Below are 19,400 nucleotides of genomic sequence, written 5' to 3'. Positions count from 1 at the left end.
CGCCCACCCTGCCCGCTCATCGCACAGGCCGCGGCGTTGGGACTGATGCAACCGAGGCTGGCGATACAGATGAACAATGGAATCAGCAGCGGCCACAGGTGTGCCGGGTGCAGAGAGCTGACAGCGAGCAGGGTCAAACCGGCCGCCAGATATACCCACACCGCACGCACCAGCAAGAAGGCCGGACCACGCTTGGCCAGCAACCGCGCATTAACCTGTGCCACCAGAATGAAGCCCGCCGCATTGGTGCCGAACAGCCAGCCAAAATGCTCGGCCGGAACGCCGTAGAGCTTGATGATGATGAAGGGTGAACCGGCGATGTAGGCAAACATCCCGGCGATGGCGATACCGCCGGTCAAGGCATGGCCGAGGAACACCGGGTCGGCCAGCAACCGCCCGTACTGACGCAGCGCACCCGACAGCGGTTGACGCGGTATGTGGGCCGGCAAGCTTTCCGGCAATCCCGTCGCAACCGCCAGCCCCGCCAGCGCACTGAAACCGGTCAAGGCCAGGAAGATCGACTGCCACCCTGTGGTGTTGACCAACAACCCACCCAGCAATGGCGCGAGGATGGGAGCAAGCCCCATCACCAGCATCAACTGCGAAAAGACTTTCGCCGAACCCACCGCATCACACTTGTCGCTGACCACCGCCCGGGAAATCACCATCCCCGCGCAGCCGCCCAACGCCTGGACGAAACGCGCGCCGATCAGCCATTCCAGATTCGGCGCATAGGCGCACGCCACGGAGGCAACGGTGAACAGGCCGACACCGGTGAGCAACGGAATGCGTCGCCCGAAACGATCCGCCACCGGACCATAGGCCAACTGACCGATGGACAAGCCGAGGAAGTACGCCGCCAACGTCATCTGAACGTGATTTTCGTCCGTCCCGAAAGCCAGAGCCATGGCCGGGAAGGCTGGCAGATAGAAGTCGATCGCCAGCGGACCGAAAGCGCTCAAGGCGCCGAGAATCAGAATGGTACGCAAGTTCATCAGGCATCCAGTGGGGCAGAAGTCGGCAGCCCGACAGTCTAGCCGTGCATGGACGCCTTGAACATTCCAGTAGCTCGCTAACTATCAAATTCAGGCCAGTTTGACGCCGTAACCCTCTTCGCTGATCGCCGCGATCACTTGCTCGGCGGTCAGCGCACTTTCGACTCCGACTTCCCTGGCCGCCAGATCGACCCGCACACTGGCCGCCGGGTCTTTGGCCTGGACCGCCTGCGTGATGGCCTTGACGCAGTGACCACAAGACATGCCTTCAACGTTGAACACTTGCATGGGATGACTCCTTTTCCGAGGTTTGAACCGAGTTTCGAGCTTGCCACCGTGGCAAGGTCAAGTTCTGAAGCTGGCTGCCGGGCTGGCAATCGGCGCAGCGCTCGGCCAAGCTGCGTCCATCAATGACTCGAACTCAGGAGATTCAGCCATGCGCTGGTCAGCTTTCAGCCTGTTTGGCTTTCTCAGCCTTTTCGCCACCGTCCCCCCGGTCAACGCTGCCGGTCAGGATTATGGCGTGCTGATCATTTCCCGCGAGCGCCTGGAAGTCGCGACCAGTTGCGAAATCGGTGTGTACATCCAGGATCAATTGGCGGCGCGGCTGTTTCAGGAGCAGAGCACCTCGTTCAACCTGCCGCCGGGCATCGTCTCACTGCGCCTCAAACTGCTGCCGGGCCAGGTCCCGGGTTGCAATCCGGGCATGCTCGCGCCGGGGTCGCAGGACATCCAGCTCAAGGCCGGGGATGTGCTCAAGTACCGGATCGCGATGACGCAGGAAGGGATGTACCTGAAACGGGCCGGTCTCGGTTATTGATCGGCGACTTGATCTGAAACATGGCACTTGACCTTGCCAGCATGGCAAGGTTGATCCTGTGGTCATCTACTACAGGGAGTGCGACCGATGTCCGAATCCACCACGTTCGACCTGCCGATTGCCGGCATGACCTGCGCCAGTTGCGCCGGGCGTGTCGAGCGCGCCTTGAGCAAAGTCATTGGCGCCAGTGCCGTCAGCGTCAACCTTGCCACTGAACAGGCGCGGGTGCAGGCACCCAGCGACAGCTTGCCGGCCTTGATGGATGCCGTGGTCAAGGCCGGCTACAGCGTGCCGCAGCACAGCCTGGAACTGAGCATCGACGGTATGACCTGTGCGTCCTGCGTCGGTCGGGTCGAGCGTGCGCTGGGCAAGGTTGCCGGAGTGAAAAGCGTCAGCGTCAACCTGGCCAACGAACGCGCCCACCTTGAACTGCTCGGCCAGATCGATCCGCAATCCTTGATCGCCGCAGTGACCAAGGCTGGCTACAGCGCCAGCGTCTGGGAAGCCGAACACCCGCCAACCGACAATCAGCAACAACGCCTGCATCGCGAACGCCTGGCCTTGATCATCGCCATCGCCCTCGCCTTGCCGCTGGTATTGCCAATGCTGCTACAGCCCTTCGGCGTGCACTGGATGCTCCCGGCCTGGGCGCAGTTCGCCTTGGCCACGCCGGTGCAATTCATCTTCGGTGCACGATTTTACGTCGCCGCGTGGAAAGCCGTGCGCGCCGGGGCCGGCAACATGGACCTGCTGGTGGCCCTGGGCACCAGCGCCGGGTATGGCTTGAGCCTGTACGAATGGGCCACCGCCGCCGGGCGCATGCCGCACCTGTATTTCGAAGCCTCGGCGGTGGTGATCGCCCTGGTGCTGCTGGGCAAGTACCTGGAAAGCCGCGCCAAGCGCCAGACCGCCAGCGCCATCCGTGCCCTCGAAGCCTTGCGCCCGGAACGGGCGATTCGGGTGATCGATGGCCACGAGCAAGACGTCGCCATCAGCGCCCTGCGCCTCGATGACTTGGTGATGGTCAAACCCGGCGAACGTTTCCCGGTGGACGGCGTAGTGGTTGAAGGCCAGAGCCATGCCGACGAAGCGCTGATCAGCGGCGAGAGCCTGCCGGTGCCCAAGCAGCCCGGCGACAAAGTCACCGGTGGCGCGATCAATGGCGAAGGCCGGTTGCTGGTGCGTACCCAGGCCCTCGGTGCGGAAACCGTGCTGGCGCGGATCATCCGTCTGGTGGAAGACGCCCAGGCCGCAAAAGCGCCGATCCAGAAACTCGTGGATAAAGTCAGCCAGGTGTTCGTGCCCACTGTGCTGCTGATTGCCCTGGCGACCCTGATCGGCTGGTGGCTGTACGGCGCGCCAATGGAAACCGCGCTGATCAATGCCGTGGCGGTGCTGGTGATCGCCTGCCCGTGCGCCCTGGGCCTGGCCACGCCAACGGCGATCATGGCCGGCACCGGCGTGGCGGCGCGCTACGGGATTCTGATCAAGGACGCCGAAGCACTGGAGCGAGCCCATGAAGTCAGCGCGGTGGTATTCGACAAGACCGGCACCCTGACCTCCGGCGCACCGCGCATTGCTCATCTGAGTGCCGTCGACGGGAATGAGGCGAGCCTGCTGCAACTGGCCGGCGCCCTGCAACGCGGCAGTGAGCATCCGCTGGCCAAGGCTGTTCTGGATGCCTGTGCCGAACGCCACTTGAAAGTGGCCGATGTCAGCGACAGCCGGTCCCTGACCGGCCGTGGCATCGCCGGCAGCTTCGAAGGGCGTCGCCTGGCGCTGGGCAATCGGCGCCTGCTGGAGGACAGCGGCTTGAATGCCGGGCCATTGGCCGACTCGGCGATCGCGTGGGAAAAAGAAGGCCGGACCTTGTCCTGGCTGATCGAACAATCCCCCGAATCACAGGTGCTGGGCCTGTTCGCCTTCGGTGACACTCTCAAGCCCGGCGCACTGCAAGCAGTGCAACAACTGAGCGCACGAAACATCAGCAGCCACCTGCTGACCGGCGACAATCGCGGCAGCGCCAACGTAGTGGCCGAGGCCCTGGGCATCCACGATGTGCATGCCGAAGTGCTGCCGGCAGACAAAGCCGCCACGGTCGCCGCACTGAAACAAACCCGCGTGGTGGCGATGGTCGGCGACGGCATCAACGACGCCCCGGCACTGGCCGCCGCCGACATCGGCATCGCCATGGGGGGCGGCACCGACGTCGCCATGCACGCGGCCGGCATCACCCTGATGCGCGGCGATCCGCGAATGGTGCCGGCCGCATTGGAGATCAGCCGCAAGACCTACGCCAAGATTCGCCAGAACCTGTTCTGGGCGTTCGTCTATAACCTGATCGGCATTCCATTGGCGGCATTCGGCCTCCTCAACCCGGTGCTGGCCGGTGCGGCCATGGCATTGTCGAGCGTCAGCGTGGTGAGCAATGCGCTACTGTTGAAAACCTGGAAACCCAAGGACCTGGAGGACAACCGATGAACATCGGCCAAGCGGCCCGCCATAGCGGCCTGAGCGCAAAGATGATCCGTTATTACGAATCCATCGGCCTGCTCAAGGCAGCCCATCGCACCGACAGCGGCTACCGGGTATACGGCGATGACGACCTGCACACGTTGGCGTTCATCAAGCGCTCGCGGGACCTGGGGTTTTCCCTGGAAGAAGTCGGCAAGTTGCTGACCCTCTGGCAAGACCGCCAGCGCGCCAGCGCCGATGTGAAAGCGTTGGCCCGCCAGCACATCGATGAGTTGAACCAGAAGATCCGTGAACTCGGCCAGTTGCGCGACACCTTGCAGGACCTGGTTGAGCACTGTCAGGGCGATCATCGGCCGGATTGCCCGATTCTGAAGAATCTGGAGTCGGGGTGTTGTGTCACCCCGACTCAAGCCTGATCACTGTGGGAGCGAGCCTGCTCGCGAAAGCGGTGTATCTGTCACCTTGATGTCGGATGTACCGACGTCTTCGCGAGCAGGCTCGCTCCCACATTGGATTTGTGTTGTGCACAAAAAAACCGGCCGAAGCCGGTTTTTTATCCGATCACTGCATCCAGGGTGGAGGCGGTTCTTCGGTCTTGCCCGGCGGAGCATCGTCCGCCGCGCGTACGGCTTGCTTGCGCTCTTCATCCAGGCGCGCGGCCTCGATCTCGCGCATGATTCCGCCCACGTCGGCCAGCTCTTCCGTGTCGGCGAACTCGCCGGTCAGGACACTGGCCGGGTGCAAGGTGCCGGCCTCGTACAAGGCCCACATTTCCTTGGCGTACTTGGTTTTCTTCAACTCCGGAGCAAACCGCCCGAAATAGGACGCCATGTTGCCCACGTCGCGCTCCAGCATGCTGAACGCGTGGTTGTTGCCCGCCGCATCCACCGCTTGCGGCAGATCGATGATCACCGGACCGGTAGGCGTCAGCAACACGTTGAACTCGGACAGGTCGCCGTGCACCAGACCGGTACACAGCATCAGCACGATCTGGGAAATCAGATACGCGTGATACTCGCGGGCCTGGTCCGGCTCCAGCACCACATCGTTCAGACGCGGCGCGGCATCACCATACTCGTCGGCCACCAACTCCATCAGCAGCACGCCTTCGAGGAAGTCGTACGGCTTGGGCACCCGCACACCGGCATTGGCCAGGCGGAACAGCGCCGCCACTTCGGCGTTCTGCCAAGCGTCTTCGGTTTCTTTGCGGCCAAACTTCGAGCCTTTGGCCATCGCCCGGGCTTGACGGCTGTTGCGCACCTTGCGGCCTTCCTGATACTCGGCCGCCTGACGGAAACTGCGTTTATTCGCCTCCTTGTAAACCTTCGCGCAACGCAACTCGTTGCCGCAGCGCACCACATAAACAGCTGCTTCTTTACCACTCATGAGTGGGCGCAGCACCTCGTCGACCAGACCGTCCTCGATCAGGGGTTCAATGCGTTTTGGAGTCTTCATCAGCTTTTATTGTGGGTCCTTTATTACCAAACACGCGAAAGTCATTCGTTATACGGCAATCCACTCACGGGGGGGAGGGGTTGCCGACTTATGAGCATTGCAGAAGCACACAATGTGCCGATTTCATCAGGAAAAACCGACGACCGCCACGGGTCGCTCCAGATCATAGCCGAGCCTGCGTCACTTGTTGTGCAAGGGTATTGAGGGCAATTGCGACAGAAACTGACACCACAGTTCATACCTTCCGTAGGATTTTTCCCATCGAGCCTCAATTTCCTCCGACAACAGCCGAAGTCCTTAGTGACAAAGTGATTTGTCCGACAATCGCTCCCCCAATAATAGCGATGCCGCACTCAAGGACCCGGGTTGACCAAGAACGTTTACGCCTGCCAATAAACCGCGAGTCATCTGCACTGCGTGGGCCTACAAGAAAATCTGGAGCGCGGATGAACATCAAACAGAAGTTGACCTGGGCGTTTGCAATCATCGCCTGCCTGCCCGTGGTGCTGGTCGCCACCCTCGTTGTGCTGAACCTGCGCAGTGATGCCAGGGACGAATTCGTCGACGGCAGTGCCCGCGAGATTCGTCAGGTCAGCAACGCCATGCAATTGTTCTTTGACGGCATCAGCCAAAACGTCGATTACCTGGCCAAGCAGCCGCTGATCCGAAACTCCGACGACAGCCTCAAGACTTACATGGCTGCCAACGCCGAGAGCGCCCCTCAGGGCGAGGCGGACAAGAAAGTCTTCGCCCTGCTTCAGGACCTGGGCAACAGCCACCCGGCCTACGCCTATGCCATCCTCGGCACGGCGGCGGGCGGCTACGTGTCGTGGCCGGATGATCCGAAGTTGAACAATTACGATCCGCGACAGCGCCCCTGGTACAAGGCGGCCCAGGCCAAACCGGGCAAACCGTTGCGCACCGAGGCCTATTACTGGGCCCAGGACGACGCGACCTACGTCAGCACCGTGCGCACCATCGACAACAAATTGGGCACCAACGGCGGTGTGGTCAGCATCGACGTGACGCTCAAGCAGCTCACCGAAATCGTCAAGCAGATCAAGCTCGGTGAAACCGGCTACCTGATGCTGCTGGAAAACACCGGCATGGTCCTGGTGGATCCGAAACAACCGGAACACAACTTCAAACCCCTGAACAGCCTTGGCGACGGCTACGCGCAACTGGCCAAGGCCGGCAAGGGCCTGGTGGAAGTGGAGCTCAACGGTGAGCACTACATGGCCAACGTCTGGCCATCGGAGCAACTGGGCTGGACCTTCATCGGCCTGATCAAACAGGACGATGTGATGAGTTCCGCGACCCAGTTGACCTGGTTGATCGCCATCATCGCCGCCGTCCTGGCCGTCATCTTCGCCATCGTCGGCGCCAGTTTTGCCAGCCTCATCGTGCGCCCGATCCGCAGCGTGGCCAGTGGCCTTGAAGGCATCGCCCAGGGCGAAGGCGACCTGACCCAGAACCTGCAAATCCGTGGCAACGATGAAACCGCGCAACTGGCCAACTGGTTCAACCAGTTCCTGACCGCGATTCGCAACCTGATCCAGAACATCGGCGGTGCAGCGGGCAAGATCCTCGACACATCGAAGAGCTCGACCCAGGTCTCCAGCGACATGGCCGAAGCCGCCGGACGCCAGCGTGAAGCGGTGGACATGGTCTCCACGGCGTTCCACGAAATGGTCGCCACCGCCAACGAAGTCGCGCGCTCTTGCAGCCAGGCGGCGGAGTCTGCCGACAGTGGCCAGCGCCAGGCGCGCGAAGGTCAGCAGCAGATCGATGCGGCGGTGAACAGCGTTGATCGCCTGAGCCAGGAAATCGAACAGTCGGCCCAGTCGATGCAACAGCTCGAACGCGACAGCAACGACATTCAGTCGATCCTGGGGACCATCCGCTCGATCGCTGAACAGACCAACCTGCTGGCGCTGAACGCCGCGATCGAAGCGGCCCGGGCCGGTGAGCAAGGTCGCGGTTTTGCCGTGGTGGCTGACGAAGTGCGAGCCCTGGCCAAGCGCACGGCCGACTCCACGGCGGAAATCGACGGCCTGCTGGGCAACCTGGCCAAACGCACCAGCCAGGTGACCCAGCAGATGCACGCCAGCCTGGAAGTGTCCCAGCAATCGGTGACGCGCATCGGTGAGGCGCGCAGCAGCTTCGGGCAGATCCGCGAGTCGGTGGACGTGATCCGCGACATGAACACCCAGATCGCCACGGCGGCGGAACAACAGCATCAGGTGGCCGAAGACATCAACCGGCACATCAGCCAGATCCACGGCGATGCGCAGTTGGTGGCGGAACTGGCCAACTCGGCGCGCCTGGATTCCCAGAGCCTGGCCGGGTTGTCCAATGAGCTGGACGGGTTGGTGCGCAGGTTCCGTACCTGATTCGCAAAATCACCACTAAACCCTGTAGGAGCGAGCCTGCTCGCGATGAGGCCATCAGCTTCAACATCCATGTTGACTGATATGCCGCCATCGTCGGAACGCCGCCCGGAGCAGGCTCGCTCCTACAGTTGTTTTTGCCTAGCGTTCGATGATTGCGGTCACGCCCTGCCCGCCCGCCGCACAAATCGAAATCAATCCCCGCCCCTTGCCCGCCGCATCCAGCAACTTCGCCAGGTTGGCGACGATGCGCCCGCCGGTGGCGGCAAACGGGTGCCCCGCCGCCAGTGAACTGCCCTTGACGTTGAGTCGGCGGCGGTCAATCGAGCCCAACGGCGCATCGAGGCCGAGACGGGTTTTGCAATATTGCGGATCTTCCCAGGCCTTCAACGTGCACAGCACTTGCGCTGCGAAGGCTTCGTGGATTTCGTAGTAGTCGAAATCCTGCAAGCTCAGGCCATTGCGCGCCAGCAAACGTGGCACGGCGTAGACCGGCGCCATCAACAACCCTTCGGCACCGTTGACGAAATCCACTGCAGCCGCCTCGCCGTCGCGCCAGTAGGCAAGAATCGGTAACCCGCGTGCCTTGGCCCATTCTTCGCTGCCCAGCAGCACCAGTGACGCGCCATCAGTCAGCGGCGTGGAGTTGCCCGCGGTCAGGGTGCCCCTGGCACTTTTCTCATAGGCTGGCTTGAGCGCGACGAGCTTTTCCAGCGTGGAGTCCGGGCGCAGATTGTTGTCGCGGGTCAGGCCCAGGAACGGTGTCATCAGGTCGTTGTGCCAGCCTTCGGCGTAGGACGCGGCCAGCTTCTGATGGCTCTCAAGCGCCAATTGATCCTGGGCTTCGCGAGGGATGTTCCAGGTCTGGGCCATCAACTCGCAATGCTGCCCCATGGACAACCCGGTGCGCGGCTCGCCGTTGCGCGGGAACTCGGGGATCAGATGTTTGGGTCGCAATTGCAGGAAGGTTTTCAGTTTGTCGCCGGTGGTTTTCGCGCGATTGGCTTGCAGGAGGATTTTGCGCAGCCCTTCGCTGACGCTGATCGGCGCATCCGAGGTGGTGTCCACACCACCGGCAATGCCGCAGTCGATCTGGCCCAGGGCAATCTTGTTCGCCACCAGCAACGCCGCTTCCAGCCCGGTGCCGCAAGCCTGCTGGATGTCATAGGCCGGGGTGGCGGGCGACAGTCGCGAACCCAGTACGCACTCGCGTGCAAGGTTCATGTCCCGCGACAACTTGAGCACGGCCCCGGCGACCACTTCGCCGATGCGCAGGCCATGCAGGTTGTAACGTTCGATCAGGCCTTCGAGGGCGGCGGTGAGCATCACCTGGTTACTGGCCGTGGCGTAGGGGCCATTGGAGCGGGCGAAGGGAATCCGGTTACCGCCGATGATCGCGACGCGGCGCAGTTGGGTCATGAAAAACTCCTGATGAAATTGCCAAATTTGAAACTCCCCCCTGTAGGAGCTGCCGAAGGCTGCGATCTGTTGACTTGGCTTTTTGGAATCAAGATCAAAAGATCGCAGCCTTCGGCAGCTCCTACAATGACCAAGCGTAGGCCTTATCTCGTGGATCGAACGACTGATCGCCGCTCGTGGTCCACACTTTGATCCCCAGCTTTCGGAGCGCGTTCCATGTCTGACCGCTATATCGACTTTGCCAACTCATCCATCGGCCATCGTCTGGTCGGCGCCCTGGGGTTGCCGGTGCCGACCAGGCTGGAGCGCTGGCAAGCAGGCCGACTGCGGCCCGTGGAAGGTGCGTTGTTGATCGGCGGCGGGCCATTGGCCGAACACGTCAGCGCCTTTGCCAACCGCCTGACCGACGCGATCTACAGCTACGGCACCGAGCCTTCGATGGCCACGGCCTGGATTCCCGGCCATGGACCGAGACTCAAGGCTGTGGTGTTCGATGCCAGTGACCTGCTGCACACCGATCAACTCAAGCAACTGCGCGAGTTTTTCCAGCCGCTGATGAAGAACCTCGAACACTGTGCCCACCTGGTGATTCTCGGGCGCGATCCGCAAACCTTGCGCGCCCCGTTCGCCGCCAGTGCGCAGCGTGCTCTGGAGGGTTTCAGCCGTTCCCTGGCCAAGGAATTACGCAGCGGTGGCACCCTGCAATTGATCTACGTCGGCGAAGGGGCCGAGGCGCAACTGGAAGGCCCGCTGCGGTTTTTCCTCTCACCCAAAAGCGCGTTCGTGTCCGGGCAGGTCATTCGCTTGAATTCGTGCTCGACGCCAGTCACCGACTGGACACGCCCGCTCGCCGGGTGCAAGGCACTGGTCACCGGCGCGGCGCGGGGCATTGGTGCCGCCATCGCGGAAACCCTGGCCCGTGATGGTGCCGACGTCATCCTGCTCGACGTGCCCCCGGCCAAAACCGATCTCGATGCCCTCGCCGCGCGCCTCGGTGGGCGCAGCATCACCCTCGACATCTGCGCCGAAGACGCCGCCGCGCAGTTGATCGAACACTTGCCCGATGGCCTTGACATCGTGGTGCACAACGCCGGCATCACCCGTGACAAAACCCTGGCCAACATGACCCCCGAATACTGGGACGCCGTGCTGGCAGTCAACCTCAATGCGCCGCAAGTGCTGACCAAAGCCCTGCTCGACAGCGGCACCCTGCACGACAACGGCCGGGTGATCCTGTTGGCGTCCATCAGCGGCATCGCCGGCAATCGCGGGCAAACCAATTACGCGGCGAGCAAGGCCGGGCTCATTGGCCTGGCGCAAGCGTGGGCGCCACTGCTCACCGAGCGCGGTATCAGCATCAACGCCGTGGCGCCGGGCTTCATCGAAACGCAAATGACCGCGCACATTCCCTTCAGCCTGCGCGAAGCCGGACGGCGCATGAGTTCGCTTGGCCAGGGCGGCTTGCCACAAGACGTCGCCGAAGCCGTGGCCTGGCTCGCGCAACCGGGCACCGGCGCGTTCACCGGGCAAGCGTTGCGCGTGTGTGGTCAAAGCGCTCTGGGGGCTTAAGGATGATCACCGACTGGCACACACTCAATCGCGAACCGAGCCTGCCGGGGTTGTACGCACGAGCGGCGACACGGCGCAAAATCACGGGCAGCCGCCTGCCCGATTCGGGTTTGCATTGCTGGGTCGAAGTCGATCCCAAGCGCCTGGCGGCTTATCGCACGGTCTGTGGTTTCGCCGACAACGGCCTGCTGCCACCGACCTACCCGCACATCCTCGGGTTTGCCTTGCAGATGCAATTGCTCACGACCAGGGACTTCCCGTTCCCGCTGCTGGGCCTGATACACCTGAGCAATCGCATTCGTGTGCTGCGCCCCATGGGCGGGGTGAATCGGGTGCGCGTCAGCGTACAAGTACAGAACCTGCAACCCCACGCCAAAGGCGCGACGTTCGATTTGCTCACCACCCTCGACGATCAGTTGGGGCCGTTGTGGGAAGCGCAAAGCCGGATGCTCTGTCGCGGCGTCAAACTCGAGGGTGAACCGCTCGAAGAACCTCTGACAACCAGCCAGGACTTGAGCGAAATCGAGCACTGGAAAGCGCCCTCGGACATCGGCCGGCAATACGCCAAGGTGTCCGGCGACTACAACCCGATCCACCTGAGCGCGGCCAGCGCCCGACTCTTCGGTTTCCCGACCGCCATCGCCCATGGTCTGTGGAACAAGGCGCGCACGCTGGCTGCGCTGGCCGGGCATCTGCCAGCGGCGAATGTCGAGATCGCGGTGCAGTTCAAGAAGCCGGTACGGTTGCCCGGTGAGGTGACGTTGCTGGCCAGCGCGCCGGGACCGAGCGGGGATCTGCAATTGGTGGGTGCCGGGGATCTGGAGCATATGGTCGGGCACTGGCGGCCGGTTGCCTGATCCTGATATAGCCGATGTCTGTGGCTCGGGAGCTTGCTCCCTCGCCACAGAAGCTCCGTGGTCAGTCTTACGGATCGAGATTATCCAAGGCCCTATTTACAGCCAGTTCACCCAGCATGATCACCTGCGCAATCCCCAGCAGAGTGTTGCGCTGCGAGCCCTCCAGAAACCCCGCAAAATCACTCGCCATCACACTCGCCGACGCCAGTGATTCACAGGCGTGGGCCAGCAGGGTTTCGGTATCGATATCCGGGGCAATGACGAACATCGTGCTGGGTTTGTGAATGGCAGGTTGCTTAGGTGGATTGAGGTAGTGATCGAGGGCGCGGTCGGCGGCTTCGTGGAGTTTGTTTGAGTGGGGGGAATGGTATGGGGAAACGTCGTCGGTTTCGGGGGGATTTGGGGTGGGTTTGATCATGGTGAAACTCCATTCTTGAATTTGGAGTTCGCCATCACTGCGACCAAGCAGAAGGGTGGCGAACCGTACGCAGGTTGGTCGACCAGGGAATGGAAACCCGGCAGGGCCTAGGCCCTCCCACGCACAGCTCGCCATTAAGCAAGCAAAAAAATGCCGCTCGCGCGGCACTGTGCGCCATTCTAAACCCGGGCGACCAAACCCGATCACTGATTTTGCAGCGACAGACAAAGGCTAGAGATCGTGCTTCCGACGGGCAACCTGAAAAACGTGTCGGAGGTTTCCTCGGGACTTGAGGAAAACTACACAGGATTGGTCGGCTGACAGGCCGCCATCGCGAGCAAGCTCGCTCCCACAGTTGGGTCGGGGGATACAACTCGCCAGAGTCGAGCATAAAAAAACCCTGCGGGGAGCACAGGGGTTGAGAGGCCGGCTGATTCTAGGACGCGTGCGGTGGATAGTTGGCCAATATCCGCGTGACCGTTTGCCAGATGGCATCGCGACGATCCGTCGGGTTCGGCGTGCGGCTGAGTATCTGTTCGTCACTGCCACGCCACACCAGTTTGCCGTCCTTGCCATCGAGCAGATCGATCTGGATGGTCGCCACTTTGTAGCTGACATTGCGGGTTTCGTTGTACATCGGTGCGCCGTAGTAGCCATGCCATGGGTAACCCCAGCCGCCGCCGTAATTGGTGGTCACCTGTTGCAGCCGTTCTTCGACAATCAGGTAGGCCTGCACATTCAAATCGCCCTTGGCGCCTGCAGCGGCCGGACGCAGACCGCGCTGATCCAGTTGATCGGCAACCGCCTGACGGATGCGCTGTTCGGTCAGGTCGCTCTTGATCCGCGGATCATCGGGACGGTATTGCAGGGCGGGTTCTTTCCAGGTCCAGCTGCGATAGGCAGCAAAGTCGCGGCTGGCGTCGAAGTCATGATTGACCTGGTTGGCGGCGCAGGCACTGAGCAGTGCGGCCACTGCCAGTAAAACAAAACGGCGGAACATGATGATTCTCCGGTAGAAGACATGATCCTGTGGAATGCTTCTTATCTACAAGAAGCTAACTAGGAGGATACGCCGACATAGCCTTTTCCACAGCCTCCCGTATCGCATCGGCGCGCTCGCTTTCGCTGCCCCGGTTGCCGGTTTCAGCGCTGGAACTCCATATCGGTTGACCGCTTTTGGCGTCAAACATGTCCACCTGCACGACCACGACCTGTTCCCGATAGGTACGGATGATCGGCACGGTAGCGTATCCGCCATATCCAGGGCGGTAGCCGTTGTAGCCGCCATAACCGCCGCCGTAATAGTCGTCCTGAACCTGACGCAAGCGGGTTTCCAGGCGAAGGTCGGCGCTGACAAACAGGTCCGCCGGACGATTGTCATGCAACGGGCGCAACCCCCGCTGATCCAGCGCATTGCTGACCGCTTCGGCAACCTGCGCCGAGTCCGCCCACGCGGTGCCCGGTGGCAGATGGCCGTTGAGCCAGGCCCAACTGCGGTACTTGCCATAGTCACGGGACGGCGCCGGGTAGGCGCTGCGATCGAACGTATTGGCAGCCTGGGGCGGTGCCGGTGGCAAAGGGGTTGAGGTGGCTACATAGGGGTTGCTGCCCTGACAGGCCGCCAGCCCCAGGCAGAGCACCAGTACACCTGAATGATTTTTCATTTCGTGCTCCGATCAGACAGGCCGACAGATCCAGTGCAAGTAACGCCCAAGCCCGGCAAAGCTTGGATGACGGCGGTGGGCCAGCTCCATTTCCAACAGGTCCACGAGCTCGGCGCGGGCCTGGAATTCCACCGGCATGTAATCGTGAAAAACTCGCACGCCACTCTGTATTTCGACCTTCCACAAGCCTTCAAGTTGCGTCGCCAGCTCGCGCGGATCAAGGGGCTGCTGCGGGGTCAGGCTCTGCTTTTCGCCGGCCATGTCGTTCTTGCGCATCTTGCGGAAATGGCCCTTGAGCAAGTTGCGATAAATCAGCGCGTCGCGGTTGTAGAACGCCAGGGACAGCCAGCCGTCCGCCTTGGTCAGCTGATGCAGCACCGGCAGGATGGCGTGGGGTTCGGCCAGCCATTCCAGTACGGCGTGGCATAGCACCAGGTCGTAGGGCTCGGTGAGCTGCCCGAGCAGTTCCTGCCAGGGTGCCTGAATGAACGTGGCGCTCTGCCCGGCTTCGGCAAAACGCTGGCGGGCGCCTTCGAGCATCGGTTCGGCCGGCTCGGCGAGGGTCACCTGATGGCCGCGCTGGGCCAGCCACAACGACATATGGCCAAGGCCGGCGCCGATGTCCAGAACGCGCAACGGCCGGTCGGGCAAGGTTTCGGCCAGATCGGCCTGCAACACCGCCAGACGGATCGCACCTTTGGCACCGCCGTAGATTTTTTCGGCGAAACGGGTCGCCAGTTGATCGAAATGACGGTCGCTCATCAGCTGAACCTCCGTTCGCTGTCCGCCAGTTTGCTGCGCACCACGGCATCCATGTCCAGGCCCAGCTCACTGCACAACAGCAACAGATAAAGCACAATGTCACCGACTTCCTGCCCGGCGTGGGCAAGTTTGTCCGCCGGCAACTGGCGTGACTGGTCTTCGGTCAGCCACTGGAAAATCTCCACCAGCTCGGACATTTCCACGCTCGCGGCCATGGCCAGGTTTTTCGGGCTGTGAAATTGCCGCCAGTCATTGCGGTCACGGATGGCGTGCAGGCGTTCGGTCAGTTCAACAAGGTTCATCGGGCTCTCCTGAAGGCGTATAGCTTCGGGGGGATCACAGGTGAAGGCAAGGGGCAGAAGTTGCATGCTCACCTGTGCAACCCTCTATGCTTGTGGGGACTCGGCAGCATGATCGACAGCCCAAGACTCAATTCTCTTTAATCAGGACGTTCACTCCATGCAGGTAGAAGGTTTTTCCGAATGGCTCGGCCAGGTACTCGGCTCGATCATCCGCTTCATCGTTGATGCCCTCAGCGGGCTGTTCAATCTCTTGGGCAACGCCAGCAGCAATTTTGTCGAAGGCCTGTCCCAGGCACTGGGCATGGATACCTCGGTCATCAGCATCGTGACCTTGATCCTCGGTCTGATACTGCTGTGGTCGGCGATCCGCGCTTTTCTCAATGCGTCGTTCATCATGGGGATCATCTGGCTGGTGCTGGGGCTTTGGTTGCTCAGCTGGATCATCCACTGACACCATCAATTCCTGTAGGAGCCGGCTTGGCGGCGAAGGCGTCCTCCAATATTGCATCGCACTTGCGGACGCCTTCGCTGGCAAGCCAGCTCTTACATTGGAGCGCGGCATATCTGGAATGTGCCGCTACAATGCCTGCTCCCAAGGAGCCTGCATGTCCAACCTGACCGCCGACTGGCGCGACCGCCCTACCCATCGCCGGGTCTGGGCACTCGCCGCACCAATGATTCTTTCGAACATTTCCGTCCCGCTGGTGGCCCTGGTCGACAGCACCGTCATCGGTCACCTGCCCCATGCCCATCAACTTGGCGCCGTCGCGGTCGGGGCCAGCCTGTACACCTTCCTTGCCTGGGCCATGGGTTTTCTGCGCATGGGCTCCACCGGGTTCGCCGCCCAGGCGGCCGGACGCGGGGATGGTGCGGCTTTGCGGCAGATTCTATTACAAGGCCTGCTGCTCGCCATCGGCCTGGCCGTGGTGTTGGGTGCGGTGGGCGTGCCATTGAGCGGGATCGCGTTGCACTTCATGCAACCGTCGGCTGAGCTCGATCAACTGACCCGAGAGTTCTTCCACACCCGCCTGTTTGGCCTGCCGGCGGCGCTCGCCAGCTATGCACTGGTCGGCTGGTTTCTCGGCACCCAGAATGCCCGGGCGCCGCTGGCGATTTTGCTGAGCACCAACCTGGTCAACATTGCCCTGAACCTGTGGTTCGTCCTCGGCCTGGAATGGGGCGTGGTTGGTGCGGCCCGGGCTTCGGTAATTGCCGAATGGACGGGGGCACTGATCGGTTTGCTGATGACCCGCAAAGCCCTGCGCGCCTACCCCGGGCATATCGTCTGGGCGGCATTGGCACTGTGGCAGAGTTGGCGGCCATTGCTGGCGGTCAACCGCGACATCTTCATCCGCAGCCTGGCGCTGCAATCGGTGTTTTTCCTGATCACGGTGCAAGGCGCGCGGCTGGGCGATGCCACGGTCGCTGCCAATGCCCTGCTGCTCAATGGCTTGCTGCTGACCGCCCATGCCCTCGATGGCCTGGCCCACGCCGTCGAAGCCCTGTGCGGACATGCGCTTGGCGCCCGCAATCGCGATGCCCTGCGCCGTTCATTGGTGGTGGCCGGCGGCTGGTCGTTGCTGGCGAGCCTGGGCTTTGCCGCGCTGTTTCTGTTCGCCGGGCATCTGTTCATCGAGATGCAGACCGACATTCAAAGTGTGCGCGACACCGCGTTCATCTACCTGCCCTATCTCGCCGTACTGCCGCTGATTGCCGTCTGGAGTTACCTGCTCGACGGCCTGTTCATCGGCGCCACCCGCGCCCGGGAAATGCGCAACGGCATGCTGCTGACCGTGGCGCTGGTGCTGCCTTTCGGCTGGGCGCTGCAAGGCGGGGGCAACCATGGCCTGTGGATAACCTTTCTGGTGTTCATGCTGCTGCGCAGTCTGACCCTTGGCGCAATCGCCTGGCGCCTGCGCCGTCACGATGGCTGGTTCGCCGGCAGCACACACTGAACGGGGCGACCTCATGACCAGGGTGGATCGTCCTGCCACAAGTGACGCAGGCTATCGAGGCGTTCCTGTTGAGTCCGCCCCGGCAACGGCTGCACGGGCACGGCGTCGGGATACTGCAAGCGCAGCCATATCCAGCCATCAAGCACCGGGCGCTCACTGAAACCCAACGCCACCCCTTCTTGCACATGGGCCCACAGGCGGGAGAAATCGGCACCGGTGGATTGGCTCCACCGCCAGGCCTGCTGCTCGAGCAGGCAGGTTTGCAGCTTTTCCTGTTGCCCGGCGCTGAGGCTCTCCTCAACTGCCAACGGGCTGACCGCCAGCCCCGGGTTGGACAAGCGCTGCCAGCCCTCACAGCCCATCGCGCGGTCGGCCCAGCTGCCACCGAACCAGCGCAACTGGTTGATGGGCCCGAGCCAGCGACTCAGTTCAACGGCATCGCAGGCATCGAAGAAATAGCTCGCCGTGATCGGGTTGTAGTAGCTCAAAAGGGCCCGGTGCAGGCCAAGCGTGACCGTGAGCATGCGCCGCAAATGCGCCAGCAACGACGCAGCGCTGGCCTCGCTGACCATCAGCAATCCGGGCCAGCGTTGTCCGTCGACTATGCATAAATCGGCCAGTGCCGGGCAGGTGCGCAGATCGACCAGGACCGGTCCCTGCTCATGCAGCGCATGCCACTCCGTACCCTCGAACAACCCGAAGCACCGGGCTTGTGCAAACATCTGCCGAAGTGTGACACCCGCCTGCGGCGTGCCCGGCACATCCAGCAACAGCCACTGCGGGGGTGCCTCCGGCGTGCGTGTGGCGATCATGCTCCAGAGCTCTGGCCAAGCTGCGTCGCCAGACGACAGGTGCACAACGCCTGTGCGCAATGGTTGAAACTGCCACCGCCGGGCAGCAGGCACAACACCAGCAATGGCTCTCCCGACCGCAACCATTGCTCCAGGCCCTCATCAGGGGCGCAGCCAGGCTGGGGGGTATCAGGGGCCGTCACTTCGACCGTTGCCGGCGCATGCAGCAGCCCGATTATCTGCGGTTGATCGGGATCGCCCTCGACAAATCCCACGACCAGCTCAGTCCCTTCCCGCAATGGCAAGAACGTCGATGCCTGCAGTTGCCTGGACAGGGGTAACCAGCAATGGCTGGGCGCAGCCCCTTCGCCCTGATAAAGCCAGTCGAACTGCACCGGTACCGGCCTTGCCGGGTCTGGGCCTGGTTCGTCGACCTCGACGACCCACGCCCGTTGCAGGCTATGCATTTGTGGTTTGACCGTCACACAGGGCGGCGCGAAGGGTGTCGGCCACTGCAGGGCACGGGCCTGATTGTGGTAAGGCGTCGCCGTATCCTGACCGCCCCAATGCTCAATGTGGGTCAGCAACCAGAGGCGATTGCATTCGGCAACCGGATGACCGGACAGCGGCATCAGCCAACCGCTGCGCAAGGTCATCAGGTCTGTCCGGCATTCGGCACTCTGCGCCGCGGTCCCACCGCAGTGCTGACGTTCGAACTGCCGCACCGCCGGCCAATCGCCCTCGCTGCGCAATACCGCAGGTTCGCCGGTTGGAAAATGCTGATGATCATCCCCAAACACCACACAGTGCCCGCGGGCCCGGTGTTCGAAGTGGTAGTGCAGCCGTTCCTGGGCGCACAGTCGCTGGAGAAACTGCAGATCCGACTCTCGATATTGCGTGCAGAAATCCCGGGGCGGGTATTCGCCGCTCAGCGCCAGACGTCGATCCTTGCCGGTAATGCCGTGTTCCTTGAGCACCCGGTCGAGGATTTGCGGCACTGAAAGGGCGCTGAAAATTCGTTGGCTGAAGCGCTGGGCCAGACAAGCCAGTTTTGGCCCCAGACGCACCTGGCAGAGCCGGGGTCCCGAGGCATGATCACGCTGGACGAGTTCATGCAATTGTCCATGCACGCAGTTTCCAGCTGGTCCGAAATGCAACGAGGCCGGGCGGTACAGCAAACTGGCAAGGTCAAGTACCGGGTCATCGATCAGCAGTTCCAGGTCGAACACGAACGGCTCGCTGATGGCCTCTTTACCGGTAAAGGCCAGGACCTCAAAGGAGTCGGGCAGACCTGCTACATCCAGACGAAATGACGGTTCGCTGACTGGATTGAACATCGGCGTTTCTCTACAGGAGGGGCGGCCGGGGATTCTCGCTGAGAGACATGGCCGAGTAGAGTGCCGAAATACAAATTAGGAAATAACCTACGCGAAAAGGAGACCAAATGCTTTGGGTGGCCGAGGACGCGGGAAATTTCGCCTGGAATAGGAGAATTGCCGCACCAGGTCATCTGAAATTTCCGCGGCAA

Annotated in this window: 19 protein-coding genes and 1 pseudogene; 9 read left to right on the top strand and 11 right to left on the bottom strand. The window is 62.1% G+C overall.

Annotated elements, in window-relative coordinates:
• A partial coding sequence (locus KGA83_RS13970) for a multidrug effflux MFS transporter (protein ID WP_223529919.1) occupies positions 1–995 on the bottom strand: 995 nt, incomplete at its 3' end.
• Positions 996–1,085: 90 nt separating this feature from the next.
• Positions 1,086–1,283 (bottom strand): heavy-metal-associated domain-containing protein, encoded by a 198-nt coding sequence (locus KGA83_RS13965; protein WP_108219859.1) that lies wholly within the window; start codon positions 1,281–1,283, stop codon positions 1,086–1,088.
• Between the two features lie 148 nt (positions 1,284–1,431).
• On the opposite strand from KGA83_RS13965, the gene KGA83_RS13960 reads away from it, so the two are divergent.
• From KGA83_RS13960 to cueR, 3 genes are all read left to right on the top strand, one after another.
• The gene (locus KGA83_RS13960) at positions 1,432–1,815 is read left to right on the top strand and encodes a hypothetical protein (RefSeq protein ID WP_223529917.1); all 384 of its coding nucleotides are present in this window, start codon (positions 1,432–1,434) and stop codon (positions 1,813–1,815) included.
• Between the two features lie 87 nt (positions 1,816–1,902).
• Positions 1,903–4,296, top strand: coding sequence for a heavy metal translocating P-type ATPase (locus tag KGA83_RS13955; RefSeq protein WP_108219857.1), 2,394 nt, complete (start codon positions 1,903–1,905; stop codon positions 4,294–4,296).
• Entirely contained in the window at positions 4,293–4,706 is a 414-nt protein-coding gene (cueR, locus tag KGA83_RS13950) for a Cu(I)-responsive transcriptional regulator (RefSeq protein WP_108219856.1), read from the top strand. The genes KGA83_RS13955 and cueR overlap by 4 nt, the downstream gene beginning before the upstream one ends.
• A gap of 145 nt (positions 4,707–4,851) precedes the next feature.
• Here cueR and KGA83_RS13945 read toward each other — a convergent pair whose 3' ends face one another.
• Positions 4,852–5,745, bottom strand: coding sequence for a PA4780 family RIO1-like protein kinase (locus KGA83_RS13945; RefSeq protein ID WP_108219855.1), 894 nt, complete (start codon positions 5,743–5,745; stop codon positions 4,852–4,854).
• Between the two features lie 344 nt (positions 5,746–6,089).
• On the opposite strand from KGA83_RS13945, the pseudogene KGA83_RS30055 reads away from it, so the two are divergent.
• Positions 6,090–7,280 (top strand): annotated as a pseudogene (locus tag KGA83_RS30055) (cache domain-containing protein); the annotation flags it as partial.
• A 90-nt stretch (positions 7,281–7,370) separates the two neighbouring features.
• Entirely contained in the window at positions 7,371–8,138 is a 768-nt protein-coding gene (locus KGA83_RS30050) for a methyl-accepting chemotaxis protein (protein ID WP_371920820.1), read from the top strand.
• 138 nt (positions 8,139–8,276) lie between these two features.
• Here KGA83_RS30050 and KGA83_RS13935 read toward each other — a convergent pair whose 3' ends face one another.
• Positions 8,277–9,554 (bottom strand): acetyl-CoA C-acetyltransferase, encoded by a 1,278-nt coding sequence (locus KGA83_RS13935; RefSeq protein ID WP_108219853.1) that lies wholly within the window; start codon positions 9,552–9,554, stop codon positions 8,277–8,279.
• 216 nt (positions 9,555–9,770) lie between these two features.
• On the opposite strand from KGA83_RS13935, the gene KGA83_RS13930 reads away from it, so the two are divergent.
• Together KGA83_RS13930 and KGA83_RS13925 are read left to right on the top strand one after the other, a co-directional pair.
• A complete protein-coding gene (locus KGA83_RS13930; RefSeq protein WP_223529913.1) occupies positions 9,771–11,123 on the top strand; it encodes a 3-oxoacyl-ACP reductase in 1,353 nt (450 codons plus the stop codon).
• A 2-nt stretch (positions 11,124–11,125) separates the two neighbouring features.
• Positions 11,126–11,980 carry a MaoC family dehydratase gene (locus tag KGA83_RS13925; protein WP_223529912.1) on the top strand — a complete coding sequence of 285 codons (855 nt, stop codon included), beginning with the start codon at positions 11,126–11,128 and terminating at the stop codon, positions 11,978–11,980.
• 67 nt (positions 11,981–12,047) lie between these two features.
• Here KGA83_RS13925 and KGA83_RS13920 read toward each other — a convergent pair whose 3' ends face one another.
• The 5 genes from KGA83_RS13920 to KGA83_RS13900 all read right to left on the bottom strand — a co-directional run bounded on the left by KGA83_RS13920 (position 12,048) and on the right by KGA83_RS13900 (position 15,126).
• Positions 12,048–12,398, bottom strand: a complete 351-nt coding sequence (locus tag KGA83_RS13920; RefSeq protein ID WP_108219850.1) for a DUF6124 family protein — start codon at positions 12,396–12,398, stop codon at positions 12,048–12,050.
• A gap of 436 nt (positions 12,399–12,834) precedes the next feature.
• Positions 12,835–13,398, bottom strand: coding sequence for a DUF4136 domain-containing protein (locus KGA83_RS13915; protein WP_223529911.1), 564 nt, complete (start codon positions 13,396–13,398; stop codon positions 12,835–12,837).
• Positions 13,399–13,453: 55 nt separating this feature from the next.
• Entirely contained in the window at positions 13,454–14,062 is a 609-nt protein-coding gene (locus KGA83_RS13910; protein WP_108219848.1) for a DUF4136 domain-containing protein, read from the bottom strand.
• A gap of 12 nt (positions 14,063–14,074) precedes the next feature.
• A complete protein-coding gene (locus KGA83_RS13905) occupies positions 14,075–14,824 on the bottom strand; it encodes a methyltransferase domain-containing protein (RefSeq protein ID WP_108219847.1) in 750 nt (249 codons plus the stop codon).
• A complete protein-coding gene (locus KGA83_RS13900) occupies positions 14,824–15,126 on the bottom strand; it encodes a MazG-like family protein (protein ID WP_085727452.1) in 303 nt (100 codons plus the stop codon). Before KGA83_RS13900 ends, KGA83_RS13905 begins: the two co-directional genes overlap by 1 nt.
• 157 nt (positions 15,127–15,283) lie before the next feature.
• On the opposite strand from KGA83_RS13900, the gene KGA83_RS13895 reads away from it, so the two are divergent.
• Both KGA83_RS13895 and KGA83_RS13890 read left to right on the top strand, forming a co-directional pair.
• Positions 15,284–15,577 (top strand): hypothetical protein, encoded by a 294-nt coding sequence (locus KGA83_RS13895; protein WP_108219846.1) that lies wholly within the window; start codon positions 15,284–15,286, stop codon positions 15,575–15,577.
• A gap of 154 nt (positions 15,578–15,731) precedes the next feature.
• Positions 15,732–17,081 carry an MATE family efflux transporter gene (locus KGA83_RS13890; protein ID WP_108219845.1) on the top strand — a complete coding sequence of 450 codons (1,350 nt, stop codon included), beginning with the start codon at positions 15,732–15,734 and terminating at the stop codon, positions 17,079–17,081.
• An 11-nt stretch (positions 17,082–17,092) separates the two neighbouring features.
• Here the strand turns inward: KGA83_RS13890 and KGA83_RS13885 are convergent, their stop codons facing one another.
• Positions 17,093–17,893: a DUF4123 domain-containing protein gene (locus KGA83_RS13885; RefSeq protein ID WP_223529910.1), complete on the bottom strand. Its 801-nt coding sequence runs from the start codon at positions 17,891–17,893 to the stop codon at positions 17,093–17,095.
• Entirely contained in the window at positions 17,890–19,209 is a 1,320-nt protein-coding gene (locus KGA83_RS13880) for a type VI secretion system Vgr family protein (RefSeq protein ID WP_108219843.1), read from the bottom strand. The genes KGA83_RS13885 and KGA83_RS13880 overlap by 4 nt, the downstream gene beginning before the upstream one ends.
• Positions 19,210–19,400 lie beyond the last annotated feature (191 nt).

This window comes from Pseudomonas sp. GL-R-19 (genome assembly GCF_019956375.1).
Classification (GTDB): Bacteria; Pseudomonadota; Gammaproteobacteria; order Pseudomonadales; family Pseudomonadaceae; genus Aquipseudomonas.
Note: the sequence above shows the minus strand (reverse complement) of the source record. Positions and strands in the feature narration are given on the sequence as shown.